The sequence below is a fragment of the Frankia sp. CpI1-P genome (assembly GCF_001421075.1).
Lineage (GTDB): Bacteria > Actinomycetota > Actinomycetes > Frankiales > Frankiaceae > Frankia > Frankia torreyi.
On record NZ_LJJX01000004.1, the window covers coordinates 157,214 to 181,364 of the forward strand.

Annotated in this window: 18 protein-coding genes and 21 pseudogenes; 24 read left to right on the top strand and 15 right to left on the bottom strand. The window is 73.1% G+C overall.

Annotated features, from left to right (window positions below; translation table 11 throughout):
- Window positions 1-510: 510 nt before the first annotated feature.
- Together FF86_RS40180 and FF86_RS40185 are read right to left on the bottom strand one after the other, a co-directional pair.
- Window positions 511-1,034, bottom strand: a pseudogene (locus FF86_RS40180) (4-hydroxy-3-methylbut-2-enyl diphosphate reductase); the annotation flags it as partial.
- Between the two features lies 1 nt (window position 1,035).
- A pseudogene (locus FF86_RS40185) lies at window positions 1,036-1,476 on the bottom strand (4-hydroxy-3-methylbut-2-enyl diphosphate reductase); the annotation flags it as partial.
- Between the two features lie 142 nt (window positions 1,477-1,618).
- Here FF86_RS40185 and xseA point away from each other — a divergent pair.
- Window positions 1,619-2,833, top strand: coding sequence for an exodeoxyribonuclease VII large subunit (gene xseA / locus FF86_RS04320; protein ID WP_044883431.1), 1,215 nt, complete (start codon window positions 1,619-1,621; stop codon window positions 2,831-2,833).
- A 201-nt stretch (window positions 2,834-3,034) separates the two neighbouring features.
- Here the strand turns inward: xseA and FF86_RS04330 are convergent, their stop codons facing one another.
- The 4 genes and pseudogenes from FF86_RS04330 to FF86_RS40200 all read right to left on the bottom strand — a co-directional run.
- Window positions 3,035-3,283 (bottom strand): exodeoxyribonuclease VII small subunit, encoded by a 249-nt coding sequence (locus FF86_RS04330; protein ID WP_044883433.1) that lies wholly within the window; start codon window positions 3,281-3,283, stop codon window positions 3,035-3,037.
- Between the two features lie 1,254 nt (window positions 3,284-4,537).
- Window positions 4,538-4,659 (bottom strand): annotated as a pseudogene (locus tag FF86_RS40190) (DUF4245 domain-containing protein); the annotation flags it as partial.
- Window position 4,660: 1 nt separating this feature from the next.
- Window positions 4,661-4,709 (bottom strand): annotated as a pseudogene (locus tag FF86_RS40195) (hypothetical protein); the annotation flags it as partial.
- Between the two features lies 1 nt (window position 4,710).
- Window positions 4,711-5,189, bottom strand: a pseudogene (locus FF86_RS40200) (DUF4245 domain-containing protein); the annotation flags it as partial.
- Window positions 5,190-5,525: 336 nt separating this feature from the next.
- On the opposite strand from FF86_RS40200, the gene glpX reads away from it, so the two are divergent.
- The 4 genes and pseudogenes from glpX to FF86_RS40215 form a co-directional block, all read left to right on the top strand.
- Window positions 5,526-6,393: class II fructose-bisphosphatase (gene glpX / locus FF86_RS04345; RefSeq protein ID WP_242418181.1), on the top strand; the 868-nt coding region annotated here is incomplete at its 3' end.
- A 1-nt stretch (window position 6,394) separates the two neighbouring features.
- Window positions 6,395-6,512, top strand: a pseudogene (locus FF86_RS40205) (fructose-bisphosphatase class II); the annotation flags it as partial.
- A 23-nt stretch (window positions 6,513-6,535) separates the two neighbouring features.
- Window positions 6,536-6,908, top strand: a pseudogene (locus FF86_RS40210) (fatty acid hydroxylase family protein); the annotation flags it as partial.
- A 1-nt stretch (window position 6,909) separates the two neighbouring features.
- Window positions 6,910-7,234: pseudogene (locus FF86_RS40215) on the top strand (sterol desaturase family protein); the annotation flags it as partial.
- Between the two features lie 81 nt (window positions 7,235-7,315).
- Here FF86_RS40215 and FF86_RS04355 read toward each other — a convergent pair.
- The 4 genes and pseudogenes from FF86_RS04355 to rmuC all read right to left on the bottom strand — a co-directional run.
- Complete coding sequence (locus tag FF86_RS04355; RefSeq protein WP_313954301.1) at window positions 7,316-8,158, bottom strand: polysaccharide deacetylase family protein; 843 nt, start codon at window positions 8,156-8,158, stop codon at window positions 7,316-7,318.
- Window positions 8,159-9,243: 1,085 nt separating this feature from the next.
- Window positions 9,244-9,873, bottom strand: coding sequence for a DUF6542 domain-containing protein (locus FF86_RS04360; protein WP_173667228.1), 630 nt, complete (start codon window positions 9,871-9,873; stop codon window positions 9,244-9,246).
- A gap of 88 nt (window positions 9,874-9,961) precedes the next feature.
- Window positions 9,962-10,654 (bottom strand): annotated as a pseudogene (locus FF86_RS40220) (DNA recombination protein RmuC); the annotation flags it as partial.
- Between the two features lies 1 nt (window position 10,655).
- Window positions 10,656-10,981 (bottom strand): annotated as a pseudogene (gene rmuC / locus FF86_RS40225) (DNA recombination protein RmuC); the annotation flags it as partial.
- Window positions 10,982-11,461: 480 nt separating this feature from the next.
- Here rmuC and FF86_RS35295 point away from each other — a divergent pair.
- The 6 genes and pseudogenes from FF86_RS35295 to FF86_RS04375 form a co-directional block, all read left to right on the top strand.
- A complete protein-coding gene (locus FF86_RS35295) occupies window positions 11,462-11,602 on the top strand; it encodes a hypothetical protein (protein ID WP_206778891.1) in 141 nt (46 codons plus the stop codon).
- A gap of 11 nt (window positions 11,603-11,613) precedes the next feature.
- Window positions 11,614-12,064: GTPase (locus tag FF86_RS40230; protein WP_242418159.1), on the top strand; the 451-nt coding region annotated here is incomplete at its 3' end.
- 1 nt (window position 12,065) lies between these two features.
- Window positions 12,066-12,296, top strand: a pseudogene (locus FF86_RS40235) (redox-regulated ATPase YchF); the annotation flags it as partial.
- 1 nt (window position 12,297) lies between these two features.
- Window positions 12,298-12,516: pseudogene (locus tag FF86_RS40240) on the top strand (DUF933 domain-containing protein); the annotation flags it as partial.
- Window position 12,517: 1 nt separating this feature from the next.
- Window positions 12,518-12,690: pseudogene (locus FF86_RS40245) on the top strand (DUF933 domain-containing protein); the annotation flags it as partial.
- A gap of 913 nt (window positions 12,691-13,603) precedes the next feature.
- Window positions 13,604-14,081: DUF952 domain-containing protein (locus FF86_RS04375; RefSeq protein WP_242418160.1), on the top strand; the 478-nt coding region annotated here is incomplete at its 3' end.
- A 36-nt stretch (window positions 14,082-14,117) separates the two neighbouring features.
- Here the strand turns inward: FF86_RS04375 and FF86_RS04380 are convergent.
- Both FF86_RS04380 and FF86_RS04385 read right to left on the bottom strand, forming a co-directional pair.
- Window positions 14,118-15,125, bottom strand: coding sequence for a ribosylglycohydrolase (locus FF86_RS04380; RefSeq protein WP_044883440.1), 1,008 nt, complete (start codon window positions 15,123-15,125; stop codon window positions 14,118-14,120).
- Between the two features lie 78 nt (window positions 15,126-15,203).
- The gene (locus FF86_RS04385; RefSeq protein WP_044883441.1) at window positions 15,204-15,503 is read right to left on the bottom strand and encodes a 4a-hydroxytetrahydrobiopterin dehydratase; all 300 of its coding nucleotides are present in this window, start codon (window positions 15,501-15,503) and stop codon (window positions 15,204-15,206) included.
- A gap of 402 nt (window positions 15,504-15,905) precedes the next feature.
- Here FF86_RS04385 and FF86_RS04390 point away from each other — a divergent pair, with 402 nt between their 5' ends.
- From FF86_RS04390 to FF86_RS04405, 10 genes and pseudogenes are all read left to right on the top strand, one after another.
- A complete protein-coding gene (locus tag FF86_RS04390; RefSeq protein ID WP_236705479.1) occupies window positions 15,906-16,310 on the top strand; it encodes a (deoxy)nucleoside triphosphate pyrophosphohydrolase in 405 nt (134 codons plus the stop codon).
- Between the two features lie 447 nt (window positions 16,311-16,757).
- Window positions 16,758-17,362: GTP-binding protein (locus FF86_RS40250; RefSeq protein ID WP_242418161.1), on the top strand; the 605-nt coding region annotated here is incomplete at its 3' end.
- A 1-nt stretch (window position 17,363) separates the two neighbouring features.
- Window positions 17,364-17,822, top strand: a pseudogene (locus tag FF86_RS40255) (EF-Tu/IF-2/RF-3 family GTPase); the annotation flags it as partial.
- Between the two features lies 1 nt (window position 17,823).
- A pseudogene (locus FF86_RS40260) lies at window positions 17,824-18,165 on the top strand (translational GTPase TypA); the annotation flags it as partial.
- A gap of 1 nt (window position 18,166) precedes the next feature.
- Window positions 18,167-18,360: pseudogene (locus FF86_RS40265) on the top strand (translational GTPase TypA); the annotation flags it as partial.
- Window position 18,361: 1 nt separating this feature from the next.
- Window positions 18,362-18,471, top strand: a pseudogene (locus FF86_RS40270) (hypothetical protein); the annotation flags it as partial.
- Window position 18,472: 1 nt separating this feature from the next.
- Window positions 18,473-18,593 (top strand): annotated as a pseudogene (locus FF86_RS40275) (hypothetical protein); the annotation flags it as partial.
- A 116-nt stretch (window positions 18,594-18,709) separates the two neighbouring features.
- Complete coding sequence (gene mshB, locus FF86_RS04400; protein ID WP_044883444.1) at window positions 18,710-19,591, top strand: N-acetyl-1-D-myo-inositol-2-amino-2-deoxy-alpha-D-glucopyranoside deacetylase; 882 nt, start codon at window positions 18,710-18,712, stop codon at window positions 19,589-19,591.
- A 100-nt stretch (window positions 19,592-19,691) separates the two neighbouring features.
- Window positions 19,692-19,795: pseudogene (locus tag FF86_RS40280) on the top strand (peptidase S1); the annotation flags it as partial.
- Window position 19,796: 1 nt separating this feature from the next.
- Window positions 19,797-20,669: pseudogene (locus FF86_RS04405) on the top strand (S1C family serine protease); the annotation flags it as partial.
- A gap of 185 nt (window positions 20,670-20,854) precedes the next feature.
- Here the strand turns inward: FF86_RS04405 and FF86_RS40285 are convergent.
- Complete coding sequence (locus tag FF86_RS40285; RefSeq protein WP_044883446.1) at window positions 20,855-21,217, bottom strand: hypothetical protein; 363 nt, start codon at window positions 21,215-21,217, stop codon at window positions 20,855-20,857.
- Between FF86_RS40285 and FF86_RS04415 the strand changes: the two genes are divergently transcribed.
- Both FF86_RS04415 and FF86_RS04420 read left to right on the top strand, forming a co-directional pair.
- A complete protein-coding gene (locus FF86_RS04415; RefSeq protein ID WP_055864325.1) occupies window positions 21,207-21,566 on the top strand; it encodes a DUF6113 family protein in 360 nt (119 codons plus the stop codon). The genes FF86_RS40285 and FF86_RS04415 overlap by 11 nt on opposite strands.
- A gap of 196 nt (window positions 21,567-21,762) precedes the next feature.
- On the top strand, window positions 21,763-22,359 hold the full coding sequence (locus FF86_RS04420) for a flavin reductase family protein (protein ID WP_370657213.1): 597 nt from the start codon (window positions 21,763-21,765) through the stop codon (window positions 22,357-22,359).
- Window positions 22,360-22,373: 14 nt separating this feature from the next.
- Here the strand turns inward: FF86_RS04420 and FF86_RS40290 are convergent.
- Both FF86_RS40290 and FF86_RS04425 read right to left on the bottom strand, forming a co-directional pair.
- On the bottom strand, window positions 22,374-22,605 hold a 232-nt coding region (locus FF86_RS40290), incomplete at its 5' end, for a tetratricopeptide repeat protein (RefSeq protein ID WP_242418162.1).
- A gap of 1 nt (window position 22,606) precedes the next feature.
- Window positions 22,607-23,336 (bottom strand): annotated as a pseudogene (locus FF86_RS04425) (transglutaminase-like domain-containing protein); the annotation flags it as partial.
- Window positions 23,337-23,807: 471 nt separating this feature from the next.
- On the opposite strand from FF86_RS04425, the gene fdxA reads away from it, so the two are divergent.
- Window positions 23,808-24,131: a ferredoxin gene (gene fdxA, locus FF86_RS04430; RefSeq protein WP_009742053.1), complete on the top strand. Its 324-nt coding sequence runs from the start codon at window positions 23,808-23,810 to the stop codon at window positions 24,129-24,131.
- Window positions 24,132-24,151 lie beyond the last annotated feature (20 nt).

A 24,151-nucleotide genomic window follows, 5' to 3' on the forward strand; every position in this document is an offset into this window, starting at 1 on the left:
CAACCAACACCGCGACGAGGCACGTACGGGTCGCTGATCATCCCGAGTGCAGCCGTTCGCTAGTTCTTCTCCGGTGTTCGGTGACGGGGTGTGATGTCAGCCGACGCCCGCCTCGCCGCCGGGTGGCCCACCGGCACCGCCAGGCCGCCCCGCGAGGTAGGGGTGTGCATGGGAGCGGGGCTACCTGTTCCTTCTGGGGGGACGAATCGGGCGCCGAACCCCCCCAGAAGGAACAGGCAGGCGCTTTCCCACGCATCCGCTGCCAACGCACGAGCCGTCGCCCGGTCTGCGACCCGACTTAGCCACACCGCCTGCTGTCACGGAACGTGATAGGAGGACGGGAAGCGGGCTGCTGAGGCGCTGCACTATGTGGGGAACCCGGGGGAGTGGCAGGTCGGGCCGGCTGGCACGGACGGGGAGCGGGGCGCCAATGAGAGACGCCCACTACCCTGCCGCGTGGCGTCGGTGCCACGGGGCGGGGCAGTGGGCGTCGTTGTTTGGGTGGTGCCGCTAGGAGACGGCGGTCTCGCGCTCGCGGGCGCGGATGTCGCGGCGCAGCTCGGGCGGAAGAGCGAACAGGAGGTGCTCGTCGGCGGAGGTGACCTCCTCGACGTCGTTGAACCCACGCTCGGCGAGCCAGGCCATGACGCCGGTGACGAGCTCCTCGGGGACCGAGGCGCCGCTGGTCACGCCGACGGTCTCGACGCCGTCGAGCCAGCTCGCGTCGACTTCGGTGGAGTCGTCGACGAGGTGGGCGGCGGGGGCGCCGGCGTCGAGCGCGACCTCGACCAGGCGCACCGAGTTGGAGGAGTTCGGCGAGCCGACGACGATGACCAGGTCGACCGCGCTGGAGATCTCCTTGACGGCGACCTGACGGTTCTGCGTCGCGTAGCAGATGTCGTCGCTCGGCGGACCCTGCAGGTGCGGGAAGCGCTCGCGCAGAGCCTTGACGGTTGTCTGTGTCTCGTCGACGGAGAGGGTGGTCTGGGAGAGGAAGGCGACGTGCTCCGGGTCGCGTACCTTCACCTTGGCGGNGTCCTCGGGACCGTCCACCAGGTGAATGCGGTCGGGCGCCTGCCCGGTGGTGCCGACGACCTCCTCGTGGCCTTCGTGGCCGATGAGCAGGATGTCGTAATCCTCGCGGGCAAACCGACGCGCCTCGGAATGCACCTTGCTGACGAGCGGACAGGTTGCGTCAATGGTGCGCAGTTGACGCGACGCCGCCTCCTCGTGCACGGTCGGCGCTACGCCGTGCGCTGAGAAGACCACAGTGGCGCCTGGTGGTACCTCGTCGGTCTCGTCCACGAAGATCGCGCCCTTGGCCTCCAGCGTCCTGACGACGTGGAGGTTGTGCACGATCTGCTTGCGTACGTAGACCGGCGAGCCGTAGAGCTCCAGCGCCTTCTCCACGGTCACGACAGCTCGATCGACACCGGCGCAGTAGCCGCGCGGCTTGGCAAGAAGGACCCGGCCCATGCTGGGCAGTCTACGCGGTGGGGGGCCTGCTGGAAGAGCCGCGGGCGATGCATCACGTGTCGGCGACATCGTCCGCTCCGCCTCCGGCCACGGTCGCGCGGACTCTTCCCGACCTGTCGGACGCACCGGCTACGGTGCCCGAATGGCCCTGACCTCGACTCCCGAACAGCCCTTGCCGGTTCGCACGGTCTCGCGAGCCGTCGGCGACTGGGTCCACCGGCTCGGCCGGGTGTGGGTTGAGGGACAGGTCACGCAGCTCGTCCGCCGGCCCGGAATGGGCACTGTTTTCCTCACCCTCAGGGACCCCGTTGCGGACGTGTCACTGCGGGTCACGTGTCCGCGGGCGGTCTGTGACGCCGTCGGTCCCGCGCTCGTGGACGGCGCGCGGGTCGTCGTGTGGGGCAAGCCGTCCTTCCACCCCGGGCGCGGCACCCTCGCCCTCGCGGTGGTGGAGATCCGCCCCCTCGGCGCCGGCGCCCTGTTGGCCCGGCTGGAGCAGCTCAAGGCCACGCTGGCCGCGGAGGGCCTGTTCGCGGCGTCCCGCAAGCGGCGCCCGCCGTTCCTGCCGGCGGCCGTCGGGTTGATCACCGGGCGGGCCAGCGCCGCGGAGCGCGATGTCGTCGAGAACGCTCGGCGACGCTGGCCGGCGGTGCGCATCGTGCTGCGGGAGGTGGCCGTCCAGGGCCCACTGGCGGTGTCCCAGGTCATCGACGCGCTGCGCGAGCTCGACGGCCAGCCCGAGGTCGAGGTGATCGTGATCGCCCGCGGCGGCGGGTCGCTGGAGGATCTGCTGCCGTTCTCCGACGAGGCGCTGCTGCGCGCCGTGGTGGCCGCGCGCACGCCGGTCGTGTCGGCGATCGGACACGAGCAGGACGCGCCGCTGCTCGACTTCGTCGCCGACGTGCGCGCCTCGACCCCGACGGACGCCGCCAAGCGGGTGGTGCCCGACGTCGGCGAGCAGACCGCCGCGGTCGCCCAGCTGCGGGGCCGCGCGCGGCGGGTCGTCGAGCACCGCCTCGACCGGGAGGAGCGCCGGCTCGCCGACATGCGCGGCCGCCCGGTCCTCGCGGCGCCCGCCCGCGATCTCGCCCGGCGCTCGGACGACGTCGCCGCCCTGCTGGCCCGTTCCCGCCGCTGCGTGCACCACGCCCTGGACGTCACGGCGCGCGATCTGGTCGCCACCCGCGCCCGGGTGCGGGCGCTGTCCCCGGCGGCGACCCTCGATCGCGGGTACGCCGTCGCGCAGCGCTCGGCCGACGGCGCGGTCGTGCGCGACCCCGCGGAGGTCGGGCCGGGCGAGCTGCTCACCATCCGGGTGGCGGGCGGCGCGTTCCCGGCCGTGGTCACCGAGGACTGAACCGGCCGCCGTCCGGCGGGAGAACGCCGCGCACCGGCATCCGGCGTGTCGGCGTCCGGCCCACCGTTCGGCGCGTGGGTGCTCGGCGGCCCACCGTTCGGCGGCCCACTGTTCGGCGGATCGGGGTTCGGTGGCCCACTGTTCGGCGGATCGGGGTTCGGTGGCCCACCGTTCGGCGGGTCGGGGTTCGGCGGGTCGGGGTCAGGCGGGGCGGGTGGGGTCGGCGGCGGCGAGCCGGGCGCGGGCGCCGTCGAGTAGCGCCTGGCAGGTCCGGGCCAGCTCCTCGCCGCGCTCCCACAGCGCCAGCGACTGCTCCAGCGTCACCCCGCCGGCCTCGAGTTGACGGACGACCTCCTCCAGCTCGGCGCGGGCGGTCTCGTAGCTGATCGCCGGCGCCGCCGGGGTGCCGGGAGAGTCGCCGACCGTCGTGGATCCAGGACTTTCGGACATCGCCACCTCCGCGCCCTCGCCTACCCAATTCCCGGCCAATGCGCCGCCATGGCCCGATCGTGACGCCTCGTGCCTCCGCGCGGCTCGGCCGCAATTCGACGTGGCGTGTCACGAGTATTCCTGACCGGCGCGGACGCCACGCCGGGTGCCACTCGAGCCTGAAATGTCGCACTCCGTCGGCGCAACGTGGTATCAATCAGGCGACAATCATGGTCGTAGCGGGTTGGCTCGGCGGAGATCCATAGTACAAGGTCACTGCAGGACGTTTCAGATTGGTGGCGGTCCGCGAATCTGCGGGCCCCACTCGGCTGACCGCCCGTCCGCTTCGGGCGGTCCGGAGGTACACCACATGCCCGGCGCACGTCCGTCGCTCCGACGTCAGGCCGTCGGTGGTCGCTCCCGGGGGCAGGTTCCACCCGCCTCTCCGGGAGGTCCGGTCCTGCTGCGGCACGACCTCGCCGGCACGGCGTCTCGCGACGCCAGTTCCATCGATCAGGGCGGCCGGGGTGCCCGGTCCAACCGGCGCACCCCGGCCGGCGGGCCGCTGCTGCGGCGCGCGGCCGGTCTCATCCTCGGGCTGGCGGTACTCATCCCGGCGGCTACCGCCTGGGACGGCTCACACGGATCCCACGGGAATCCCGCGCCGTCCGGGCGGCCTCCCGTCGCCGCCGGGGCCAGCCAGCACTGAGGTAGTCGAGGCCGGCCTCGCCACCGCAGCGATCATCCGGTGATACTGGATACCCGGGCCCGCAGGTCCGGGTATCCAGCCCGCGGAGCCTTCCCGGCAGCGCCGACTCCGGCGGCGGAGCAGTGTCCGACGATCGGCCTTTTATCGCTGCGCGCCGAACAATTGGTCTGAATGCCCACGAACTAACGATTCGTCATATCGGCCGCAGGACGGCGAGCCGAAATCCGGCCAGATAGCGGCCGGATCGTGCCGAGGCTTCGGTACGGTTCTGCGGCCGAAAACCGCGCCTGCCCCTCGGCACGATTCCGTGCGCAATGAGCCACGGAGAGACACGAAGGTTGCGGCCGCCCGCGGCCCACCGAGCGCCTGAGCACCCGAGCGCCTGAGCACCCGAGTGCCTGAGCGCCTGAGCGCCTGAGCGCCTGAGCACCCGAGCACCCTAGCGCTGCAGTGGCCCACCGTCGTCGCCCCATCGGTCCCCACGGCGACCGACCTGCGGGGCTCGTCCGAGGCCGCCGTCCGGGCCGGGGCTGGTCAGGTGCCGCTGGGCTGGATCGCCTGGACCNGCTGGAGCGACTCGGCGAGGACGACCAGATCCGCCTGGGACGCGCCGCCCTTCCCATCGCCGTCGTCGACGACCACCGTGAGGCCCCCGTCGGTCCGGCTGATGGCCAGCTGACCGTTGTTGNCCGGGCGCTGCTCCCAGGGGACCCCGTCGACGTCCACCGTCCCGCGCGCNGGGCGGTTGCCGAGCAGCTTCTGCACCGCGTTCGGCGCGTTGCTCTCCCGCAGCCGGGCGTACGTCCGGTGGCCGGAGCGGTCGACGACGTAGCCGACCGTCGCCTCGGCGACGTTGCCGCCGTCGGAGCTGCCGGTGGGGCCGGTCAGCCGCAGCGAGGTCGCCTTCCAGTAGCCGGGCAGCCCGGCGGGAGCGAGCGGGGTATAGGGCGTCTGCCGGGCGAAGGCCGCCAGCGGCTCGGCCGTCTCGACGACCTTGACCGCCGTCTCGTCGCCGCCGCGCGGCATCACGAAGATGACGAAGACCAGGACGCCCGCCATGACCGCGGCGAGGGAGAGGACCATGTCCCTGATCGTTTCCTGGCCGCGTCGCTGTCGTTGTGCCACGCCCCCATCTTCCAGGTCTCGGCGGGTCGATGGTGGCCCGGGACCGGTTTGGGCGGCCCCTTGCGGCGCCGGTGTGGTCGGAATCTCGCCCACGGCCTGCCGCGGACGGGGCGGAACGTCGACGGGCGGCCGTCACGCCCCCTCCGCGTGACGGCCGCCCGATCGAAGCGTTTGACGCCTGCATGCACCGGAAGGTTGCGCGCAGGTTTTCGGCTTCTGGTCTGTCACGCGCACGACAGTCCGGGTCCCCCGGTTCTCCTGACCGCGGTCGATGCTCCGGGTTACGGTGATCGGGGTGTAGATCCTCGTGTGGCTGCGTATCTCGGGCGCCTGCGGGGTGGCGGAACTAGGCTCACGGCCGTGCCTTCCGCTCCCGATGCCTTCGCCGCCAGGTCCTCCGACTCCTCGGCTGTGCCCGACACGCTGGCCGTGCAGGGGCAGGCCCCGGACCGCAACCTCGCCCTCGAACTCGTCCGCGTGACCGAGGCCGCGGCGCTCGCCGCCGCGCGCTGGGTCGGTCGTGGCGACAAGAACGGCGCCGACGGGGCCGCCGTCGACGCGATGCGCCGGCTCGTCGGCACCGTGTCGATGCGCGGCGTCGTCGTCATCGGCGAGGGGGAGAAGGACGAGGCCCCGATGCTGTTCAACGGCGAGCAGGTCGGCTCGGGTGAGGGGCCGGAGTGCGACGTCGCCGTCGACCCGGTCGACGGCACCACGCTCACCGCGAAGGGCATGAACAACGCCGTGTCCGTCATGGCGGTCAGCGAGCGCGGCTCGATGTACGACGCGAGCGCCTGCTTCTACATGGAGAAACTGGTCACCGGGCCGGAGGCGGCGGACGTCGTCGACATCACCGCCTCCGTCGAGGACAACATCCGGGCCGTGGCGAAGGCGAAGGCGATCCACCCGCGCGACGTCACCGTGGTCGTCCTGGACCGCCCGCGGCACGTCGAGCTCGTCGAGCAGATCCGCGCCGCCGGCGCTCGGGTGAAGCTCATCTCCGACGGCGACGTCGCCGGCGCCGTGATGGCCGCCTCCGCCGACACCGGCGTCGACCTGCTTCTCGGCATCGGTGGCACGCCGGAGGGGATCATCACCGCCTGCGCCGTGACGTGTCTCGGCGGGGTGATCCAGGGCCGGCTGTGGCCCAAGGACGAGGCCGAGCGCAGCAAGGTCGTCGCCCTCGGGCACGACCCGGAGCGGGTGTTGTCCACACGGGACCTGGTGGCCAGCGACAACGTCTTCTTCGTCGCGACGGGGATCACGGATGGTGAGCTGCTCGCCGGGGTACGGTACCNCCCGGGCGGCGCGAACACGTCGTCGCTGGTGATGCGCTCCCGCTCGGGCACGATTCGCCGGGTCGACAGCCAGCATCAGCTCACCAAGCTGCAGGCGTACTCCACCGTTCCGTTCTGATCTCACTTCGGGGAGGCGATCGCGTGGCGCGGCTGTCTCCCGCGGAGTTGTTCGTCCGGCTCGACCGGCCGGGGCCGCACGGCAGCGCGGCGGAGGTCCGCACGCTGGCCGCCGCCGCCCGCCGGTTCCTCGCCCACCCCAGGCCGCCCGTCCTGCTCGGCTGCGTGGGGACGCTCGCCGCCGTGCGCGCGGGCCGCGGGCCGTGGCGGGCGCGTGACACCCGCGTCGCCGTGGCCGCCGCCCTCGCCCAGCCGTTCGTGGAGTGGGGCGTGCACCGGCTGCTGCTGCACGCCCGCCCGGCCAGCCGGCTGGGCGCCATCGGCTACCAACTTGCCGGCTACGGCCACGAGCAGCATCATCGCGACCCGACCGACCTCGACACCATGTTCCTGCGCCNCCGCGAGGTCATCACCGGAACGGCCGTGGCGGCCCTGCCGGCGCTGCTCGGACCGCCCTGGGCGGCGACGGGGGCGCTGTGCGCGGGCGTCGGCGTCCTCGCCTACGACTGGACGCACTTCCTCATCCACACCCGGGTCCCGCCGCGCACGGCGTACTACCGGCGGCTCTGGCGCGGCCATCGGCTGCACCACTATCGCAACGAGCGCTACTGGCTCGGCGTGACCAGCCCCCTCGGGGATCTGGCCCTGCGCACGAACCCGCCGCGGGACGCCGTGGAGCTCTCCCCGACCGCTCGCGGCCTCGATTCCGCGGCGAACCCATGAGCGAAACCATGAGCGAACCCACGACCACTGGTCCGGTGTCTGGTGGGCGCGCAAACCGGTCGCCGGTCGTCGNCGGCCGACTCACGGGTTCAACGGGAACGCCGTCTCCGCTGTCCGGGCTGCTGCAGGGCTGACCCGGCCGTCAGTGCCCTGGTGGGCGGTGCGCTCGGTGTCGTGCGCGCAATGCTGGGCGAGGTCGGTCGGCACCTGTCGCCCTCCCGCATCGGGGCCGGCGCCGACGGCGGGGCTGGGCACGGCGGGGCTGGGCACGGCGGGACCGGGCAGCCGGGGCTCGGAGCGGCCGAGGCGGGGGCGAAACGGGCCGGACGACCGGGCCACGCGCGGAAAGCGAAAGGCCCGGTCCCGCGGCAACACCGGATGCGGCTCCGTCCGGCCGACTCCCTCCAGCCAGGCCAGCAGCCGGCTGTCCGGCGTCGTCGCGTCGACCGTCAGGCGGGCCAGAGCGAAGCGGTCGTCGGCGGGATGGGACAGCACATCGCGCACCGCGCAGGCCGAGCTGTAGCCGGCGGAGATCACCAACTGGCGGACGGACAGGTCATAGCCGCCGCCTGGGTAGGCGAACGTGCGCGGCTCGTCCCCCGTCGCCACGGCGAGGCGGCGCCGGGAAAGGGTCAGCTCCGCGATCACGTCCGCGCGCGCCAGCTCGTTGAGCGGTCGACCGGTGTGTCCGGACCCTCCTATCTCGATTCCCAGTCCGCGGATGCGATGTAGGTCGGCCCGATGGAAATAGCCCGGATCACCGACCCGAGAACTGGTCACGAAGACCGTCGCCGTCAGTCCCCACTCGGCCAGGCGGCGCAGCGCGTTCATTGTTTCCGCGCCGCCGTCGTCAAAGGTGATGACGATCGGATTCTTCGGGGCGGAGGCGACACCGAGGGAGGCGACATACCCGGACACCGTCATCGGCTNGCGGCCGGATGCGGCGATCAGGCCGCAGTGCCGGGCGAAGGTCNAGAGCGGCATGGGCCGACGCGGTGCGCCCCGGGTGGTGTGTGGGTCGAGCGAGCGGTAGCGCAGGACCGGGATCATCTGTCCGCGCCGGGCCGTCCGTAGACCGAGCGTCATCGCGGTCCGAGCGCGGCGCCATGCGCGTCTCGCTTGGCGCGCGGTTCGGGCGGAGCGAACGTCAAGCGGGCCTCCCTGTGAACGCCGCGGGCATGGACGCGGCATCGGGTAATGGCGCCGAAGTGCGTCCGAGGAGTNAGTCCGTGATGCGGCATGAAATGTAGCACGAGTGGCCCCAATAGCCGGTGAACCGGGAAGGCGAGTACCTTGCCGGCCGCCCGTCGGCGCCCACCATCATTGTGCTGATTAAGAAAACAGGACTTTTCCGAGAGGTGTCGCCGCGCAATCAGTGGATCGCCGGGGGCGCGGACGTGGTGCTGGAGTTGCGACTAGGGCATCCGGTGACCACCTGGCGCGGCCCGCTCGAGGCCTGGTGCGCGTCGTCGGCGCGGCCGGCACGCGCTGGGCTCCGACTGGCGCGCCCGGTCGTGCGCTCGTGCACCGTGGGCCCAACTGCCACATTGTGGCTCTCGGTGCCCGCGGGCGTTCCATTCCGGTCGGGGGCCGGGCCGAGGTTGCGGCCCGTCGGCTTCGGCCTGCCGATGTGTCCCGGCGCCGGCCGTGGAGCAGGGAAGGTCAGGGCGTGGGGGCGCCGCCGGAGCGGCGAGGCCGGATCCGGGTGAACGCCTGGNAGGCGCAGCGCGCGCAGTCATTGCCCTTGCGGTAATGCCGGTGCAGATCGCGGCTATGGCCGCAGCGACACCGATCCCACCACGAAGAGATCGCTCCCATGGAGCCCCCCCTCCTCGGCGCTACCACTCGGTGACATTACTCGGGCGCGATTATGTGTGGTCGCCGTGGTCGCCGTGGTCGGGGACCCCTCCGGGGGAGGGTCGGTGCGGCCGCTGGGGGCTCTTCGGCGCGGGTCGATGGTGCGGGGATCCCGCTTGGTGGGCCTGCTGGCTCACAGCGGCCAGGAAGGCCTAGTGGCCGGGGCGCCGGCGGCGTTCGGCGGCTGACTGGGCGGCGAGGGCGCGTTGCCGCTCGCGCCGGGCGATCTGCGCGCGCCGGCCGCGAAAAACCGCGATGAGGGCGACCAGCAGGAAGGCCGCCAGCAGGATCGGCGCGTGCAGGATCATCTCCGAGCCGATGTCGATCGTCTTGTTCCGCAGTCCGGAACTGCCGTCACCGGTGGAAGGATCAAGATAGCCGACGCCGATCGTGATGAGCGCGTACACCAGCGGCGGCATGATCACGACGCCGATCAGATCGTCGGTGTGGACCCGCACCGCGACGAGCACGCAGGCGCCGATGAACAGCGTGCCGAACGCGTACTTCAGCGAGCCGAAGGCGACCGAGTCGATGAGGGCACCGACCCCGCCGACAACGAGCACGATGATCCCGGTGCCGAGCGCGGTCAGCCCCCGCCTGCTGCCGGTGAACAGCGTGGGCGGCGGCGCGCTCGCGCGGCCTCGCGAGCCGCGGACATACGGATCGTCGAACCTGTCGGCGCGCACGGATCTACCCGGCGGCCCGGCTGACTGCCGATGCGGCGGCACACTCACGAACGCAAGGTACCGCCCGGGGATTTCGAATGCGTCAGGACGATGCATCAGACCGCGGCATCGGCCCCGTGTCGGAACCTTCGGTGGTCGAACCACTGCTTTGCGTCGTGTCGTCATTGTCTTTCTGGTTGTTTGNCCCCGATGTCCTCCCCGCCGCTTCTGCCCAGGTCCGATATCCGACATCCCCGGTCCCGTCGGCGGTCGGCGCCGCCTGTTCCGGCAGGCCGGGGTCCTGCAGTAGTTCCGCCGCGGACAGCGCGCGCACGCCGGACTCCACGGGCGCGGGGCTCGGCAGCGCCGCCTCGACCACTTCCATGGCGGCGAGCCGGCGGGCGGGGGTGAGCACCCGGCTCTCCAGCGAACCGACGGTCGCGTTGAAGTCCCCGACCGCCCGGCCCAGCGAGCGGCCGAGCCGGTCGACATGTTCGCCGAGCGTGCCCAGACGAGTGTAGAGATCCCGGCCGAGCTCGAAGATCTCCCGGGTCCGCGTGGTCAACGCCTCCTGGGTCCAGGCGTGGGCGATGGTCCGCAGCATCGCGATCAGCGTGGTCGGGGTGGCGATGATGACCCTCTTGGCGGCGGCGTGCTCCAGCAGGCCCGGATCGTGGTCGAGCGCCGGGGCGAGGAACGCCTCGGCGGGCACGAACAGCACCACGAACTCCGGCGAGGCCGGCAGCCGCCGCCAGTACGACTTCGCGGCGAGCCCGTCGACGTGGGCGCGCAGGTGGCGGGCGTGGGCGGCCATCCGCCCGGCGCGGTAGGCCTCGTCGGTGCTCTCGGCGGCGTCGAGGAAGGCCGCCAGCGGGACCTTCGCGTCGACGACGACGTTNCGCCCACCGGCGAGGTGAACCACCATGTCGGGCCGCAGCGGGCCGTCGTCGCCCTGGACGGTCATCTGCTCGGTGAAGTCACAGCGGTTGAGCATGCCGGCCACCTCGGCGACCCGGCGTAGCTGCATCTCCCCCCACGCCCCGCGGGCCTGCGGGCGGCGCAGGACCGTGACCAGCGCCGCCGTCTCGGTTCGCAGGCTCTCCGACGCCTCGCGGGCGAAGCGCACCTGCTCCACGAGCGCCGCATACGCCTCCGTGCGGGCCGTCTCCAGCTCGTGCAGGCGACTCTCCATCCGCCCCAGGGCGTCGCGCAGCGGGGTGACCATGCCCTCCACCGCCGCGCGGCGGGCGTCGAGATCGCCGCGGGCGCGGGCGCCGGCCTCGTCGAGCCGGGCGGCGGCCAGCTCCACGAGCTGGNGGCTCGCCCCCTCCAGCGCCTGCGCGGACAGCGCCCGGAAGCTCTCGGCGAGCCGATCCTGGCTCTGCTCGACCAGGGCGACCCGCTCGACCGCGGCGCGCCGCTCGTACTCCAGCGCCGTGCGCAGGCCGGCGACGTCCGACTCGGCGAGCTGGGCGCGCTCGGCGCTCGCCGCGGCGGCCGCGCGGGCGGAGTCCCGCTCCTGCAGGAGCGTCGCCTGCGCGGCGGCGAGCGCCGCGTAGCGCGGATCGGCCAGCCGGCGGGCGGCGAACAGGCCGCCCACGGCCCCGACGGCCAGCCCGAGGAGGGTCAGCAACGCGCTGGTGGTGTTCACAATGGGAAGGCAATCACGACCCTCCGGCAGTTTCGCGGCAAGTCGGTCAGCGGCGTGGCGACCGCCGCCGGGTCGGCCGCGTTCCCGGCGGCACGGGCCCGCGAGAGCCCGCCCGCCTCCCGCCCGCCTCCCGCCCGCCTCCCGCCCGCCTCCCGCTCGCCGGACCCCGCCGGCGCGCTGTCCGCCGGCCCGTAGACTGATCCGCCATGGGCTTGTCGATCGGTATCGTCGGGCTGCCCAACGTCGGCAAGTCCACGTTGTTCAACGCCCTGACGCGCAATGATGTGCTCGCCGCGAACTACCCGTTCGCGACGATCGAGCCGAACGTCGGCGTCGTCGGCGTCCCCGACCCGCGGCTCGACGAGCTGGCGAAGCTGTACGACAGCGCCCGCGTCGTGCCGGCGACGGTCAGCTTCGTCGACATCGCCGGGCTCGTCCGCGGCGCGTCCGAGGGCCAGGGGCTGGGCAACCGCTTCCTCGCGAACATCCGCGAGTCCGACGCGGTCTGCCAGGTCGTCCGGGTGTTCTCCGACCCCGACGTCGTGCACGTCGAGGGCAAGGTCGACCCGGCCGACGACATCGAGACGATCAACACCGAGCTCATCCTCGCCGACCTGCAGACCCTCGACGCCCGGCTGCCCAAGCTGGAGAAGGAGGNCCGCGCGGACAAGGCGAAGCAGCCGCTGCTCGCCGCCGTGAAGGCCGCCCGCGAGGTCCTCGACGCCGGCCGCACCCTCTCCTCCGATCCGAAGATCGATCGGGACGCGCTGCGCGAGCTGTTCCTGCTCACCGCGAAGCCGTTCCTGTACGTGTTCAACGTCGACGAGGACGTCCTCGCCGACCCCGGCCGCCACAAGGAGCTCGTCGAGTCGGTCGCGCCCGCCGACGCNATCGTGCTGTGCGCCAAGGTCGAGGCCGAGCTCGCCGAGCTGGACGACGCCGACGCCGCCGAGCTGCTCGCCTCCCTCGGCCAGGAGGTCAGTGGCCTGGCCCAGCTCGCCCGGATCGGCTTTCACACCCTCGGCCTGCAGACCTTCCTCACCGCCGGCCCGAAGGAATCGCGCGCCTGGACGATCAAGGCCGGCGCGACCGCCCCCGAGGCTGCCGGCNCCATCCACACCGACTTCCAGCGCGGCTTCATCAAGGCCGAGATCGTCTCCTTCGACGAGCTCATCGCCGCCGGCTCCATGGTCGCCGCCCGCGCCGCCGGCAAGGTCCGCATGGAGGGCAAGGACTACGTCATGGCCGACGGCGACGTCGTCGAGTTCCGCTTCAACGTCTGACCGGTCGGTGCTTCCGCCGGTCCGTGGCGCAACCAGGCCGCNTGGCGCAACTGCCTACCTGCGCCGTCGCGTGGACTGCGGCGGCGTGAGCCTGCGCCGACCCTGATCGCTACGATCTGTCGGTGACCGGTACCACCAGCAGTGACGGGAGGCGGCCGACCGGAGCCGGCACTCCGCCGGGCCCTCGTCGAGCGGACGCCCGAATCCGGCGACAAAGCTCTATGACCTCGACCGGTCCGACATCCAGGAGATCATCGACGGTTCGGACGACGAGTTTCCCTACTGCCGGGGCTTCATCGTCGCCCTCGGCCGCGAGTTCNACGAGGCCGTGAGCGCCAACCCCGCCGCGGCGATACCCGATGCCGAATGCGAACGGATGTGCTACTTCTTCGCCCATCTGCACCGGGAGCGGTTCGGAGGCTGGCCGAATACCGGTTCGGGCATTTCCTGGGAGTCCGCCAGCAATGCGGCCGGCGCACAACTCCGCCCTCCGTCCCGACCCCAGTCGGCGATCGTGGTGTTCCGCGGAACCACGTCGTGTCCGGTCTCCAGCTCTCACGATCGTGGTGTTCCGCGGAACCGCGACAGGCGTCCAACCACGACCTCAACTCGGCGATCTTGGTGTTCCGCGGAACCGGAGACGGGCGGGATCCGCTCCAGTCCGACCCGGCGAATCAAAGATCAGTAGTCCATGATTGCCGGGATGGGGATGGCGTCGCTGCACCCGAGCCGGTGATGAAGGTGGACGAGGCACGCGGGCGGCTCAATGCGGCCGGCTCGGACGGGNGGTTGAGGCGGGCGACCCGTGCGAGGCGGCCGCTCCCGCGGGTACAAAGCTGCCGCGGGATGTCGACCGGGCTGGTCGGTCCGGGCCGAGCGGGCCGGGCCGGGGCGGGGCCGCCGGATTCCGGTTATGGCTGAATGCGGGAAAGGACGGACGGACGTGGCGGGCGACGACGAGCAGGCGCGGGACGACCGGGTGATCTGCCATCTGGTCGGGCGGATCGCGTGGTCGGTCGGGGCGGCCGGGTACCGGCCGGCGAGCCTCGGCACCGAGGGGTTCATCCACTTCTCCACCCCGGCGCAGGTCGTCGCCACCGCCAACCGGTTCTACGCCGGCCGCGACGATCTGCTGCTCGTCGTGGTCGACCCGGAGCGGCTCACCGCCCCGCTGCGCTGGGAGCCCCCCGCCGCTCCCGCCGCTCCCGCCGCTCCCGCCGTTCCCGCCGCTGCGGCCGCTGCGGCCGGGGGTGCCGCGCAGCCACCGGACGGCACGCCGTCGGCGGGGACTCTGCCGTCGTCGGGGGCCGTGCCTGTCGGCGCGAGCGAACCGGCGGCCGGGGAGCTGTTCCCGCATCTGTACGGGCCGATCGATGCCGGGGCGGTCGCGGNGGTCGTGCCGTTCCCGCCGGAGCCGGACGGCACGTTCAACGTCCCGTCCACCCTCTGGTGATCTCCAGCCGGCACACCGTGCCGGCCCAGCGGCCGAAACGGGCGTAGCGGGCGCGGACCTCCCGCTCCCCGGCCGGGCCGGGCAGGCCCGCGAGCTCGCCGACGCGGGCCTTGGCCCAGGCGTCGAGGGCGAGCCCGCGGGGGCGGCCGAGCAGGCCGAGCAGCCCGTCGGCGCTGACCGGGCCGAAGCCGGGCAGGGCGCGGATCTCGGTGGCGACCTCGTCGTCGCTCGGGCCGCGCGGACCGCGGTCCCACCAGCGTTCGACGTCGAGGGTGCCCGCGTCGATCCGCTGGGCGAGGATGGCCAGCGATCCGGCACGGTAGCCCCAGCCCGCCCGATCGCGCAGGAACTGCGGACCGCGGTCGGCAACGGCCCGCGCCACCGCCGCCGCGTCCGGGAACGCTCGTTCCCCGGCCGGGCCGCGCGCGCCGAACAGCTCCACCAGCGCGTCGAGCATCGACCGGGTCCGGGTCAGCGCGGCGTTCGTCGCGGCGAGCGCGCGGACCAGATCCTCCCAGACGCTCGGGCTCCGCAGCAGCCGGCCGTGGCCGCCGGCCGCCACCCAGGCGAGGTCCGGCTCGCCGGCCAGCGTGGCATACAGATCGGCGAGGTCCTCGTCGAGCGCGAGCGCGTGCCGCACCTGGCGGCGGATGGCCTCCCGGTCGGCGTCGCCGCCGGTCGCGCGGCCCCAACTGACGATGAGAGGTGGACCGGCACCGCCGGGGGCGGCGGACTCGCGGACGGTGATCGCCAGTGGGCCGGCCTGCGGGGTGACCAGGACGCGGTGCCACTCGCCGCGGTCGAGGTCGAAACAGGACGGCCCGAGGCCGCTCGCCGCGTGGCTGAGCGCGACCGCGGCCAGCCGGAAGCCGGGCGGCAGTGGGCCCAGGCGCAGCGTCCCGACACGGGGGAGGTCGGCGCCGGGCGGCAGCCGGCCGAACCGGCCGCCGGCCCGGATCTCCGCCGCCGCCTGCGCGCCCACCGCCCGCGATCACCTCCGTCGTACGCCTGAGGTGATCATGCCGCATGCCGGCTCGGCCGGGCGGGCAAGCCGGATCGGTCAGTAGGAAACGCCCGCCGAGTAGAGGATCTGGGAGATCCTGCGGGCCAGGGCGACGTCGAGTTCGGTGACGCCGCCGACGGAGTGCGTCCAGACCGTGAACGTCGTGGTCCCCGGGCCGCGGTCGATCACCGGGTGGTGATCCATCTCGTCGGCGGCGTGAGCCACCTCGGCGGCGATCGCATCGGCCTCGTCGCCGTCGACCATGATCTGCAGTTGGATGCGGTCGGCGTCGCCGAGCCAGCCGGGAAGCGCCGCCAACGCGTCCGCGACCTCGGCGTTGTCCAGTTTGGTCGGCATGCTGCTGCCCTCCGTCTTCGGGCCCGGCGGTCCGGCGACCGCGGGCCGGGTTGACCATGGCTGTGTGCCTAGCCGCTCTCGGGATGGTCGGCGCGGCGGCGCGCCGGACCGGAATCCGATCCGTCGCCGTCGCTGCTCCCGCACCAGGTCTCCTGCCCTTCGGTGGCCTGATCGGGCCATCCGACCCGAACCGCTGGTATCCGATCCTTCGATGGCCGGAGTCTGGGAGAGTCCGGCACCATGAATGCGGATGTGGGCGGCCCGCCTGCCGGCGCTCCTACCCCGCCGGGACGGGGCGCAACGCCCGGAGAGCAACCCGACGGCAGCGCGCCGGCCGTATCGGCTGGGACCGCGGTATCGGCTGGGACTGCGGTGCCGCCTGCGGCGCGGGGTCGACTGGTCGTGGCGGTCGCCCTCCTCGACGATGAGCGCCGGGTGCTGGCCGCCCGGCGCCGGGAGCCGCCGGCCTACGCCGGGATGTGGGAGTTTCCCGGCGGCAAGGTCGAGCCGGGCGAGGATGAGCTCGATGCGCTCGTGCGGGAGTGTCGGGAGGAGCTCGACGTCGAGATCGAGGTCGGGCCGCCGCTGGGCGAGGTGGAGCTGGCGAGCCCGGGGTGGATCCTGCGGGTGTGGTTCGGGCGGGTCGTCGGACGCAGTCCCCGCCTGCTCGATCACGACGAGCTGCGCTGGCTGGCCGCCGACGAGCTCGACGACGTCCGCTGGATGCCGGCGGACGGCCCGCTCGTGGAGAAACTCCGCGACGCGCTGACCGGCCCGGATCCGATTCGCTGGCCCCATCGGCCCTGACGCCCGAGCCCCGAGTCCCGGCCGCCTCAGCTGCTGATCGTTTCCAGGGTTCCTTGCCCTTCCACAGGGTTTTGTGTCTGATTTATCCCTGCGAATAGCCTGCGAATAGGCAAGGAAGCGCCGCGGGGCCCGCCGCGCCGAGGCGGCTGGGGCCATCGCCGCCGGGAGGTGGCCGCGCGGGTGCGGGGAGGCGGCGCGGGGGTGTCGGGCAGGGGTGGCCGTGGCGGGGCGGACACGCCGGGGCGAGGTGTCCGTACCATGGGCGGTGGCACGAACGTCGCCAGTGCCCGTCTGGCGGGCGCGTCGGCGTGCCTCGGCGCAGATCGGCGCGGCGGAGTTCCGCTGCGGCGTTCGCGTCACCGGTTCCAGCCGGCACCGTCGTTCGCACGGTGCCGTTGTCGTTGTTGCGGGGTCGAGAGCCCCACGTCCGCCCCGGAGCGCCCCACCGTGTCCCTTCGTGCCGATCTTCGTAACGTGGCCATCATCGCCCACGTCGACCATGGCAAGACCACGCTCGTCGATGCCATGCTGCGCCAGTCCGGCGCCTTCGGCGAGCACGCTGAACTGACCGACCGCGTGATGGACTCGATGGATCTTGAGCGCGAGAAGGGCATCACGATCCTCGCGAAGAACACCGCGGTCCGTCACGGCGACATGACGATCAACATCATCGACACCCCCGGCCACGCCGACTTCGGCGGCGAGGTGGAGCGCGGCCTGTCCATGGTCGACGGCGTGCTGCTGCTGGTGGACGCGAGCGAGGGCCCGCTGCCGCAGACCCGCTTCGTGCTGCGCAAGGCGCTCGCGGCCCGGCTGCCGGTGGTGCTGGTCATCAACAAGGTGGACCGGTCCGACGCGCGGATCGCCGAGGTCGTCGACGAGACCTACGAGCTCTTCCTCGACCTCGACGCGGACGAGGAGCAGATCGACTTCCCGATCATCTACTGCAACGCCAAGGCCGGCCGCGCCTCGACGACCCGCCCGGCCGACGGCGCGAGCCCCGACTCGCCGGACCTCAAGCCGCTGTTCGACCTGCTGCTGGAGACCGTCCCNGCGCCGTCGTTCGACCCGGACGCGCCGCTGCAGGCGCTGGTCACCAACCTCGACGCGTCGCCCTACCTCGGCCGCCTGGCGCTGTGCCGCGTGCACAACGGCACGATCAAGCGCGGCCAGCAGGCCACCCTGTGCCGCGCGGACGGCACTCAGACGCGCGTCAAGATCAGCGAGATGCTGATGACCCAGGCGCTGGAGCGGGTGCCGGCGGAGGAGGCCGGGCCGGGCGACATCATCGCCATCGCCGGCATTCCCGACATCACCATCGGTGAGACCCTCGCCGACCTGGACGACCCCCGTCCGCTGCCGGTGATCACCGTCGACGAGCCGTCGATCAGCATGACGATCGGCATCAACACCTCGCCGCTGGCGGGCAGGTCCGGCAAGAAGCTCACCGCCCGGCTGGTGAAGAACCGCCTGGACGCCGAGCTCGTCGGCAACGTGTCCATCCGCGTGCTGNCGACCGAGCGGCCCGACACGTGGGAGGTGCAGGGCCGCGGTGAGCTCCAGCTCGCCGTCCTCGTCGAGCTGATGCGCCGCGAGGACTTCGAGCTGACCGTCGGCAAGCCGCAGGTGGTCACCCGGATCGTCGACGGCAAGGTGCACGAGCCGGTGGAGCGCCTCACCATCGACGCGCCCGAGGAGTTCCTCGGCACGCTCACCCAGCTCCTCGCGCTGCGCAAGGGCCGGGTCGAGCAGATGGTCAACCACGGCACCGGCTGGATCCGGCTGGAGTACCTGGTCCCCGCCCGCGGGCTGATCGGCTTCCGGACCGAGTTCCTCACCGAGACCCGTGGCACCGNCCTGCTGCACCACGTCTTCGACCGGTACGAGCCCTGGTTCGGCGAGCTGCGGACGCGGGCCACCGGCTCGATGGTCGCCGACCGCAGCGGGGTGGCCACCGCCTACGCGCTGTTCAACCTCCAGGAGCGCGGCACGATGTTCATCGGGCCGACGACCGAGGTCTACGAGGGCATGATCTGCGGCGAGAACTCCCNGGCGGACGACATGGACGTCAACCCGACCAAGGAGAAGAAGCTGACGAACATGCGCTCGTCCACCGGTGACGAGCTGGTCCGGCTCACCCCGCACCGGGTGCTCACCCTCGNGCAGGCGCTGGAGTTCTGCCGCGAGGACGAGTGCGTCGAGGTGACGCCGGGCTTCGTCCGACTCCGCAAGGTGGCGCTCACCGCCGGGGAGCGGGAGAAGCTGCGCTCGCGGCGCCGCTGACCCTGGCGGGCGGTCGTCGGGACGGGCCTGTGGCCGCAACGGGCCGTAGGGTCGGGATGGTGACATCTGCTACCACGCCGTCGGCCCCGTCCACCCCGCCGGCCGCCCGCCGGCTGATGTTCGTCCACGCCCATCCCGACGACGAGGTGATCTCCACGGGGATCGCGCTCGCCTCCTACGCCGCGGCCCCGGACACCTCCGTCACCCTCGTGACCTGCACGTTGGGGGAGGAGGGCGAGGTGCTGGTGCCCGAGCTGATCAATCTGCGGGCGGATCGCGGCGATCAGCTCGGCGGCTACCGGATCGGCGAGCTCGCCGGGTCCTGCGCCGCGCTCGGCATCACCGACCAGCGTTTCCTCGGCGGTCCGGGCCGCTGGCGGGACAGCGGCATGATCGGCACCCCGCCGAACGACCATCCCCGCAGCCTGTGGCGGGCCGACCTGGACGAGGCGACGGCCGAGCTGGTCCGGATCGTCCGCGACGTCCGGCCGCACGTGCTGGTCAGCTACGACTCCCACGGCGGCTACGGGCATCCCGACCACATCCGGGCCCACCAGGTCACCGTGCGGGCCTTCACCGACGCCGCCGACCCGGCGTTCGCCCCGGGCACCGGCGAGCCCTGGCAGGTCGCCAAGCGCTACGAGACGGCGATGCCCCGCTCGCGAGCCGTCGCGGGGTTCGAGCTCTTCCACGACTCCGCCGACCGGAACAACCCCTTCGCCGGCCTGAAGTCCGTCGACGACCTGGCGATGAGGCTCGTCGACGACGCCGACATCACCGCCGAGATCTCCGCGCCGGAGTTCTTCGACGCCAAGATCGCCGCGATGCGGGCGCACCGGACCCAGATGGCCGTCGACGGCTTCTTCTTCGCCCTCGCCGACGGCATCGGCCAGCGGGCGTGGGGTGTGGAGCACTTCGTGCTCGCCGCGGGCACCCGTGGCCCCGGCGACGGGCCCGACGGCCGCGAGCGGGACCTGCTCGCCGGCGTCACCTTCTGACCATCGTGGGAATCCCGCCGGCCTGCCCGCCGTTGGTGCACATGTGCAGCGGTGTAACGCTGTAATCAGTGCACGCACGGGTGCGGGCCCGGGAGGTCGGATGCACGCCAGCAACGAGGGATATCCCCACCGTCCGGATGAGCCGTTGGACGCCTACTCGACGATCGTCACCCAGGTCGCCGCCGCGCTGACCCCGTCGGTGGCNAGCCTGCGGGTGCGGACCCGGCGCGGGGCCGGGGCGGGATCGGCCGTGGTGTTCACCGACGACGGCTTCCTGCTCACCTCGGCCCACGTCGTCGAGGGGCTGCTCGGCGGGGGCGGCTCCCCGGTCGGGCTCGCCCAGTTCGCCGACGGGACCGAGCGCGAGTTCGACGTCGTCGGCGCCGACCCGCTGTCCGATCTCGCCGTGCTGCGGGCCCGTGGCGCGACGCCGCGGGCCGCCGTCCTCGGCGACGCCGCCGGGCTTCGGGTCGGCCAGCTCGTCGTCGCCGTCGGCAACCCGCTCGGGCTGACCGGCAGCGTGACGGCCGGCGTCGTGAGCGCGCTCGGCCGGTCGCTGCCGACCCGCGCCGGCTCCGCGGTGCGGGTGGTGGACGAGGTCATCCAGACCGACGCGGCGCTGAACCCGGGCAACTCGGGCGGCGCGCTCAGCACGGCCGACGCCCGGGTGATCGGGATCAACACGGCCGTCGCCGGGGTGGGGCTGGGGCTCGCCGTCCCCGTCAACGCGGCGACCCGGAAGATCCTCGCCGCGCTCATGCGGTACGGGCGGGTGCGCCGGGCCTACCTCGGCGTGGCCGGGGTTCGGGTCCCGCTGCCGCCGGCCGTCGCGGAGCGCACCCGCCAGAGCCACGGCGTCCGTCTCGCCGAGGTGGTCGTCGACAGCCCGGCGGGCGGCGCGGGCCTGTTCACCGGGGACCTCGTGCTGTCGCTGGACAGGGTTCCCATCGTCACCCCCGCTGACCTTCAGCGGCTGCTGACGGAGGCCACGATCGGCCGCGCGGTGGAGCTGACGGTCTGGCGGCGCGGCGCCATGGTGGACGTCATCGTCGTCCCCCGGGAGCTCGTGACCACCTGACCCTCGTCAGGTGCCCGAGTGGGGCACGCCGGGTGGGGTGAGGTCGTGGCCGGCGTCGCACTCCGCCGCCCGGCGGGGGAGGCGGTCGGACTGGCCGGGCGGTTCCCGCGCATCATGTCCTACTGTCGGAACATGCCCCGCCCCGGTACCGGTCCCCGTCGGACGCCGCCTTCGTCCCGGTCGTCTCAGTCATCCGGGTCAACCCGAAGGTCGGGGACGGGGCCGGCCCAGGGCGCCTCGTCCGGGGGCGGCCCGGGGGGCGGCGGGGCGCGCCCTCGAGCCGCGGGGAAGGGTGCCAGGGGCTCCTCGGGCGCCGAGGGCTCCCCGGCGGGCTCGTCGGTGGCCTCGTCAGCAGGGTCGTCGGGTGGGGCGGCGGTGTCCGGGTCGGTGGGGTCCGGGTCGGCGGCTCCGGGCGGGAAGTCGGGGCCGGTCGGGAAGTCGGGGCCGGGCGGGAAGTCGGGGCCGGCCGGCCGGCCCGGGTTCGCCGCGTCGACGGCCGAACCGGAGCCGGGTCGGGTCTTCCTCGGTTTCTCGTATGTGCTGGGCATTGTCCTCGGCGTCGGGCTGGGCCTCTACGGCGTCTTCCTCGTCCCCGACGGCCCCCGTCCGGGCGGCACGCTGCTGTCCGTCGGCCTGCTGCTGGCGTTGGTGGGCAACGGGGCGGCGGCGCTGCTGGTGCGCTGGCTGACCGGCACCCGGCTGGGCCCGGCGACGGTGCTGATCGGCTGGATGCCGGTGGTGCTGCTGCTCGCCGCCTCCCGCCCCGAGGGTGACCTGCTGCTGCAGTCCAGCGCCACCGCGTACGCGTTCCTGCTGCTCGGCGGACTGAGCCCGATCGTCGTGGCGGTCCTCGGCGGGGCGCGCCGCGGGTTCACCGTGCTCCCGCCCCCGCGCTGACCGGCGCCGGCCCGCTCCCGACCGCGCCGGCCCGCTCCCGACCGCGCCGGCGAGCCTCCGACCGCGACGGCGAGCCCCGGCGACGACGGGAGGTGCGCCCCGATGGCGGGAGGCACCCAGACGGGGGGACAGGCCACTGTGCAAGATGTCACCGGCTCCGGCATCCGGGACCGCGGCAGGGGACCGCGGCGGTAGCGTGAGCCGGGTGGGCAGCCTGCCGCAGGAGATCCGCAGCGATCCACCCGCCGTCCGGGCGCCCCTGGATGCGGGTGACTTTCGCCGGGCGGTCGGCAGGTTCGCCACGGGTGTGACGGTTCTCACCACCGTCACCGAGGGGCGCCATCTCGGCATGACGGCGAACTCGTTCGTCTCGGTCTCCCTCGACCCGTTGCTGGTGCTGGCCAGCATCCGCCGCGACGCCCGGTTCCACGCCCCACTGCTGGCCGCGGGGGTCTGGGGCGTCTCGGTGCTCGCCGCCGACATGACCGAGGCCTCGCGCTTCTTCGCCCGGCGGGCGTACGAGCAGCCCGGCGACATGTTCGCCCAGTGGCCGCACACGATCGGCGGGCAGACCGGCGTCGTCCTGCTCGACGGCGCCCTGTCGGTCTTCGAGTGCCGGACGGTGTCGACGCACGCCGGCGGGGATCACACCCTGGTCGTCGGCGAGGTGGTGTCGTTCGCGCAGCCTCGCGATGACGCCGACCCCCTCGTCTTCTTCGAGGGGAAGTACCTCGACCTGGCGCCGTCCCGCGAGGCGGTCCCCGCCCAGGACGGTGGCGCTAAGCGGATCTAGCGGATCCAGCGGATCTAGTTGAGGCGGGCGCGGGCCGCCGCGGCGGCCTGGCGGGCGGCGGCCGCCGCCGCGGGCTCCACCTCGGCCACCGTGTCGGCGAAGGTCGCCAGGTCGGTCGCGCCGCCGAGGAAGTCGCCCAGCCGCACGCGCAGCTCGCCGCGCTCGCGGCGCAGGTTCGCCGGATGGCTGGGGAGCAGCAGCGAGAGCTCGACGGCCCACAGCCGGGTCCGCGGCGTGTCCGAACGGNCGGCGAGGATGCGGATGTTGCCGAGGATGCGGCTCAGCACGTCCCCGGCGCTCATCGGGGCCAGGTGCGCCCGGTTGAACGCGACCCCCGCCGCGCGGACCTTCGCCGCGGCGTCGTGGATGGTCAGCAGCCGGCCGGCCGCGAAGGGGTCGACGAGCACGAAGTCCTCGGGCGAGCCGACGGCGACGACGACATGCCCCGGCAGGCCGACCGGGTAGGCGGCGACCCCGAGCCGCTGGGCCACCTCCAGCCAGACGACGGAGAGCAGGATCGGCAGCCCCCGGCGGCGGCGCAGCACGTCGGGCAGCAGCGAGGAGCGCACATCGTCGTAGTCGTCCGCGGAACCGGCGAAGCCGGCGTCGAGACCGAGCGCCTCGTGCAGGGCCTCCGCGGCGGCCCGCGGATCAAGGGCGCCGAAGCGGCGCAGCTCCCCGAGACGGCCGACCGGGGGGTCGACGCCGGGCCCCGGCTGCCCCCCGCCGCCGGCGCCACCGGCCGGCGGCGGCGTGCCGCGCTCCACCCGCGGGAAACCCCGGGTGGCGGTGGCTCGGGCGGCGAGCAGCGGGCGGGCGCGCAGGGCGAGCGCATCCAGGGCCCCGAGGGTGGCCGCGGCGTCGACGGCGTCGGCGGTCGGATCCGCCTCGGCGGCGAGCAGGTGGCAGGCGACGGCCAGGTCGACGGGCTCGCGCCGGACGACCTCGGCGAACCGGCTGCGGCTGCGGGTGCTCATCCGCGCTCCGTCCCGCCTGTGTCGGTGTCCTGTTCCGTCATAGCTGGGATTGTCGCTCGCCGGACCGGCCGGGTTCGGACGATGGTGCCCGGAGGCGGTATGTCCGCATTGGCGTCGAGCGGACCAGCCGCGGTCGTGACCTGCGTGGCCGGATCGGTGGGTGATCGCCGCGCGGGGGGTCTAGGGGGTATGACGCGTGCCGCGACCACGTCATCCTCGGTAATCTGGACGTGCGTGCCCTCCGCCGTTTCGACCGTCAGCACGTGCGATGACCATGACCGTAGTGTCCCGAGAACGTCACTGAGAGGTATCGGACCCGGGATGCGCCTGCGGATCATGACTCGCGCGCCGATGTCGGCCTGAGTGATGCGGACGACATACACCACCAGCGCACGCCCTTGTTGTCGACACGGAACTGTCCATGTCGATACTAAGGACTCAGTCGCCCGCGAGCCCGAGGAGGAACAACCGGTGACCTACGTCATCGCGGAGCCCTGCGTCGATGTCAAGGACAGGGCCTGTATCGAGGAGTGCCCGGTCGACTGCATCTACGAGGGCGGACGGATGCTCTACATCCAGCCCGACGAGTGCGTCGACTGTGGAGCATGTGAGCCGGTCTGCCCCGTAGAGGCGATCTACTACGAGGACGACGTCCCCGATCAGTGGAAGGGGTACACGGACACCAACGCCAACTTCTTCGAGGAGCTCGGTTCGCCGGGCGGCGCCTCGAAGGTCGGCGCGCTGGACTTCGACCCGCCGGCGGTCGCCGCGCTGGCCCCCCAGGGCGAGTCCTGAGCGGCTCTGGGAGGTCGGGC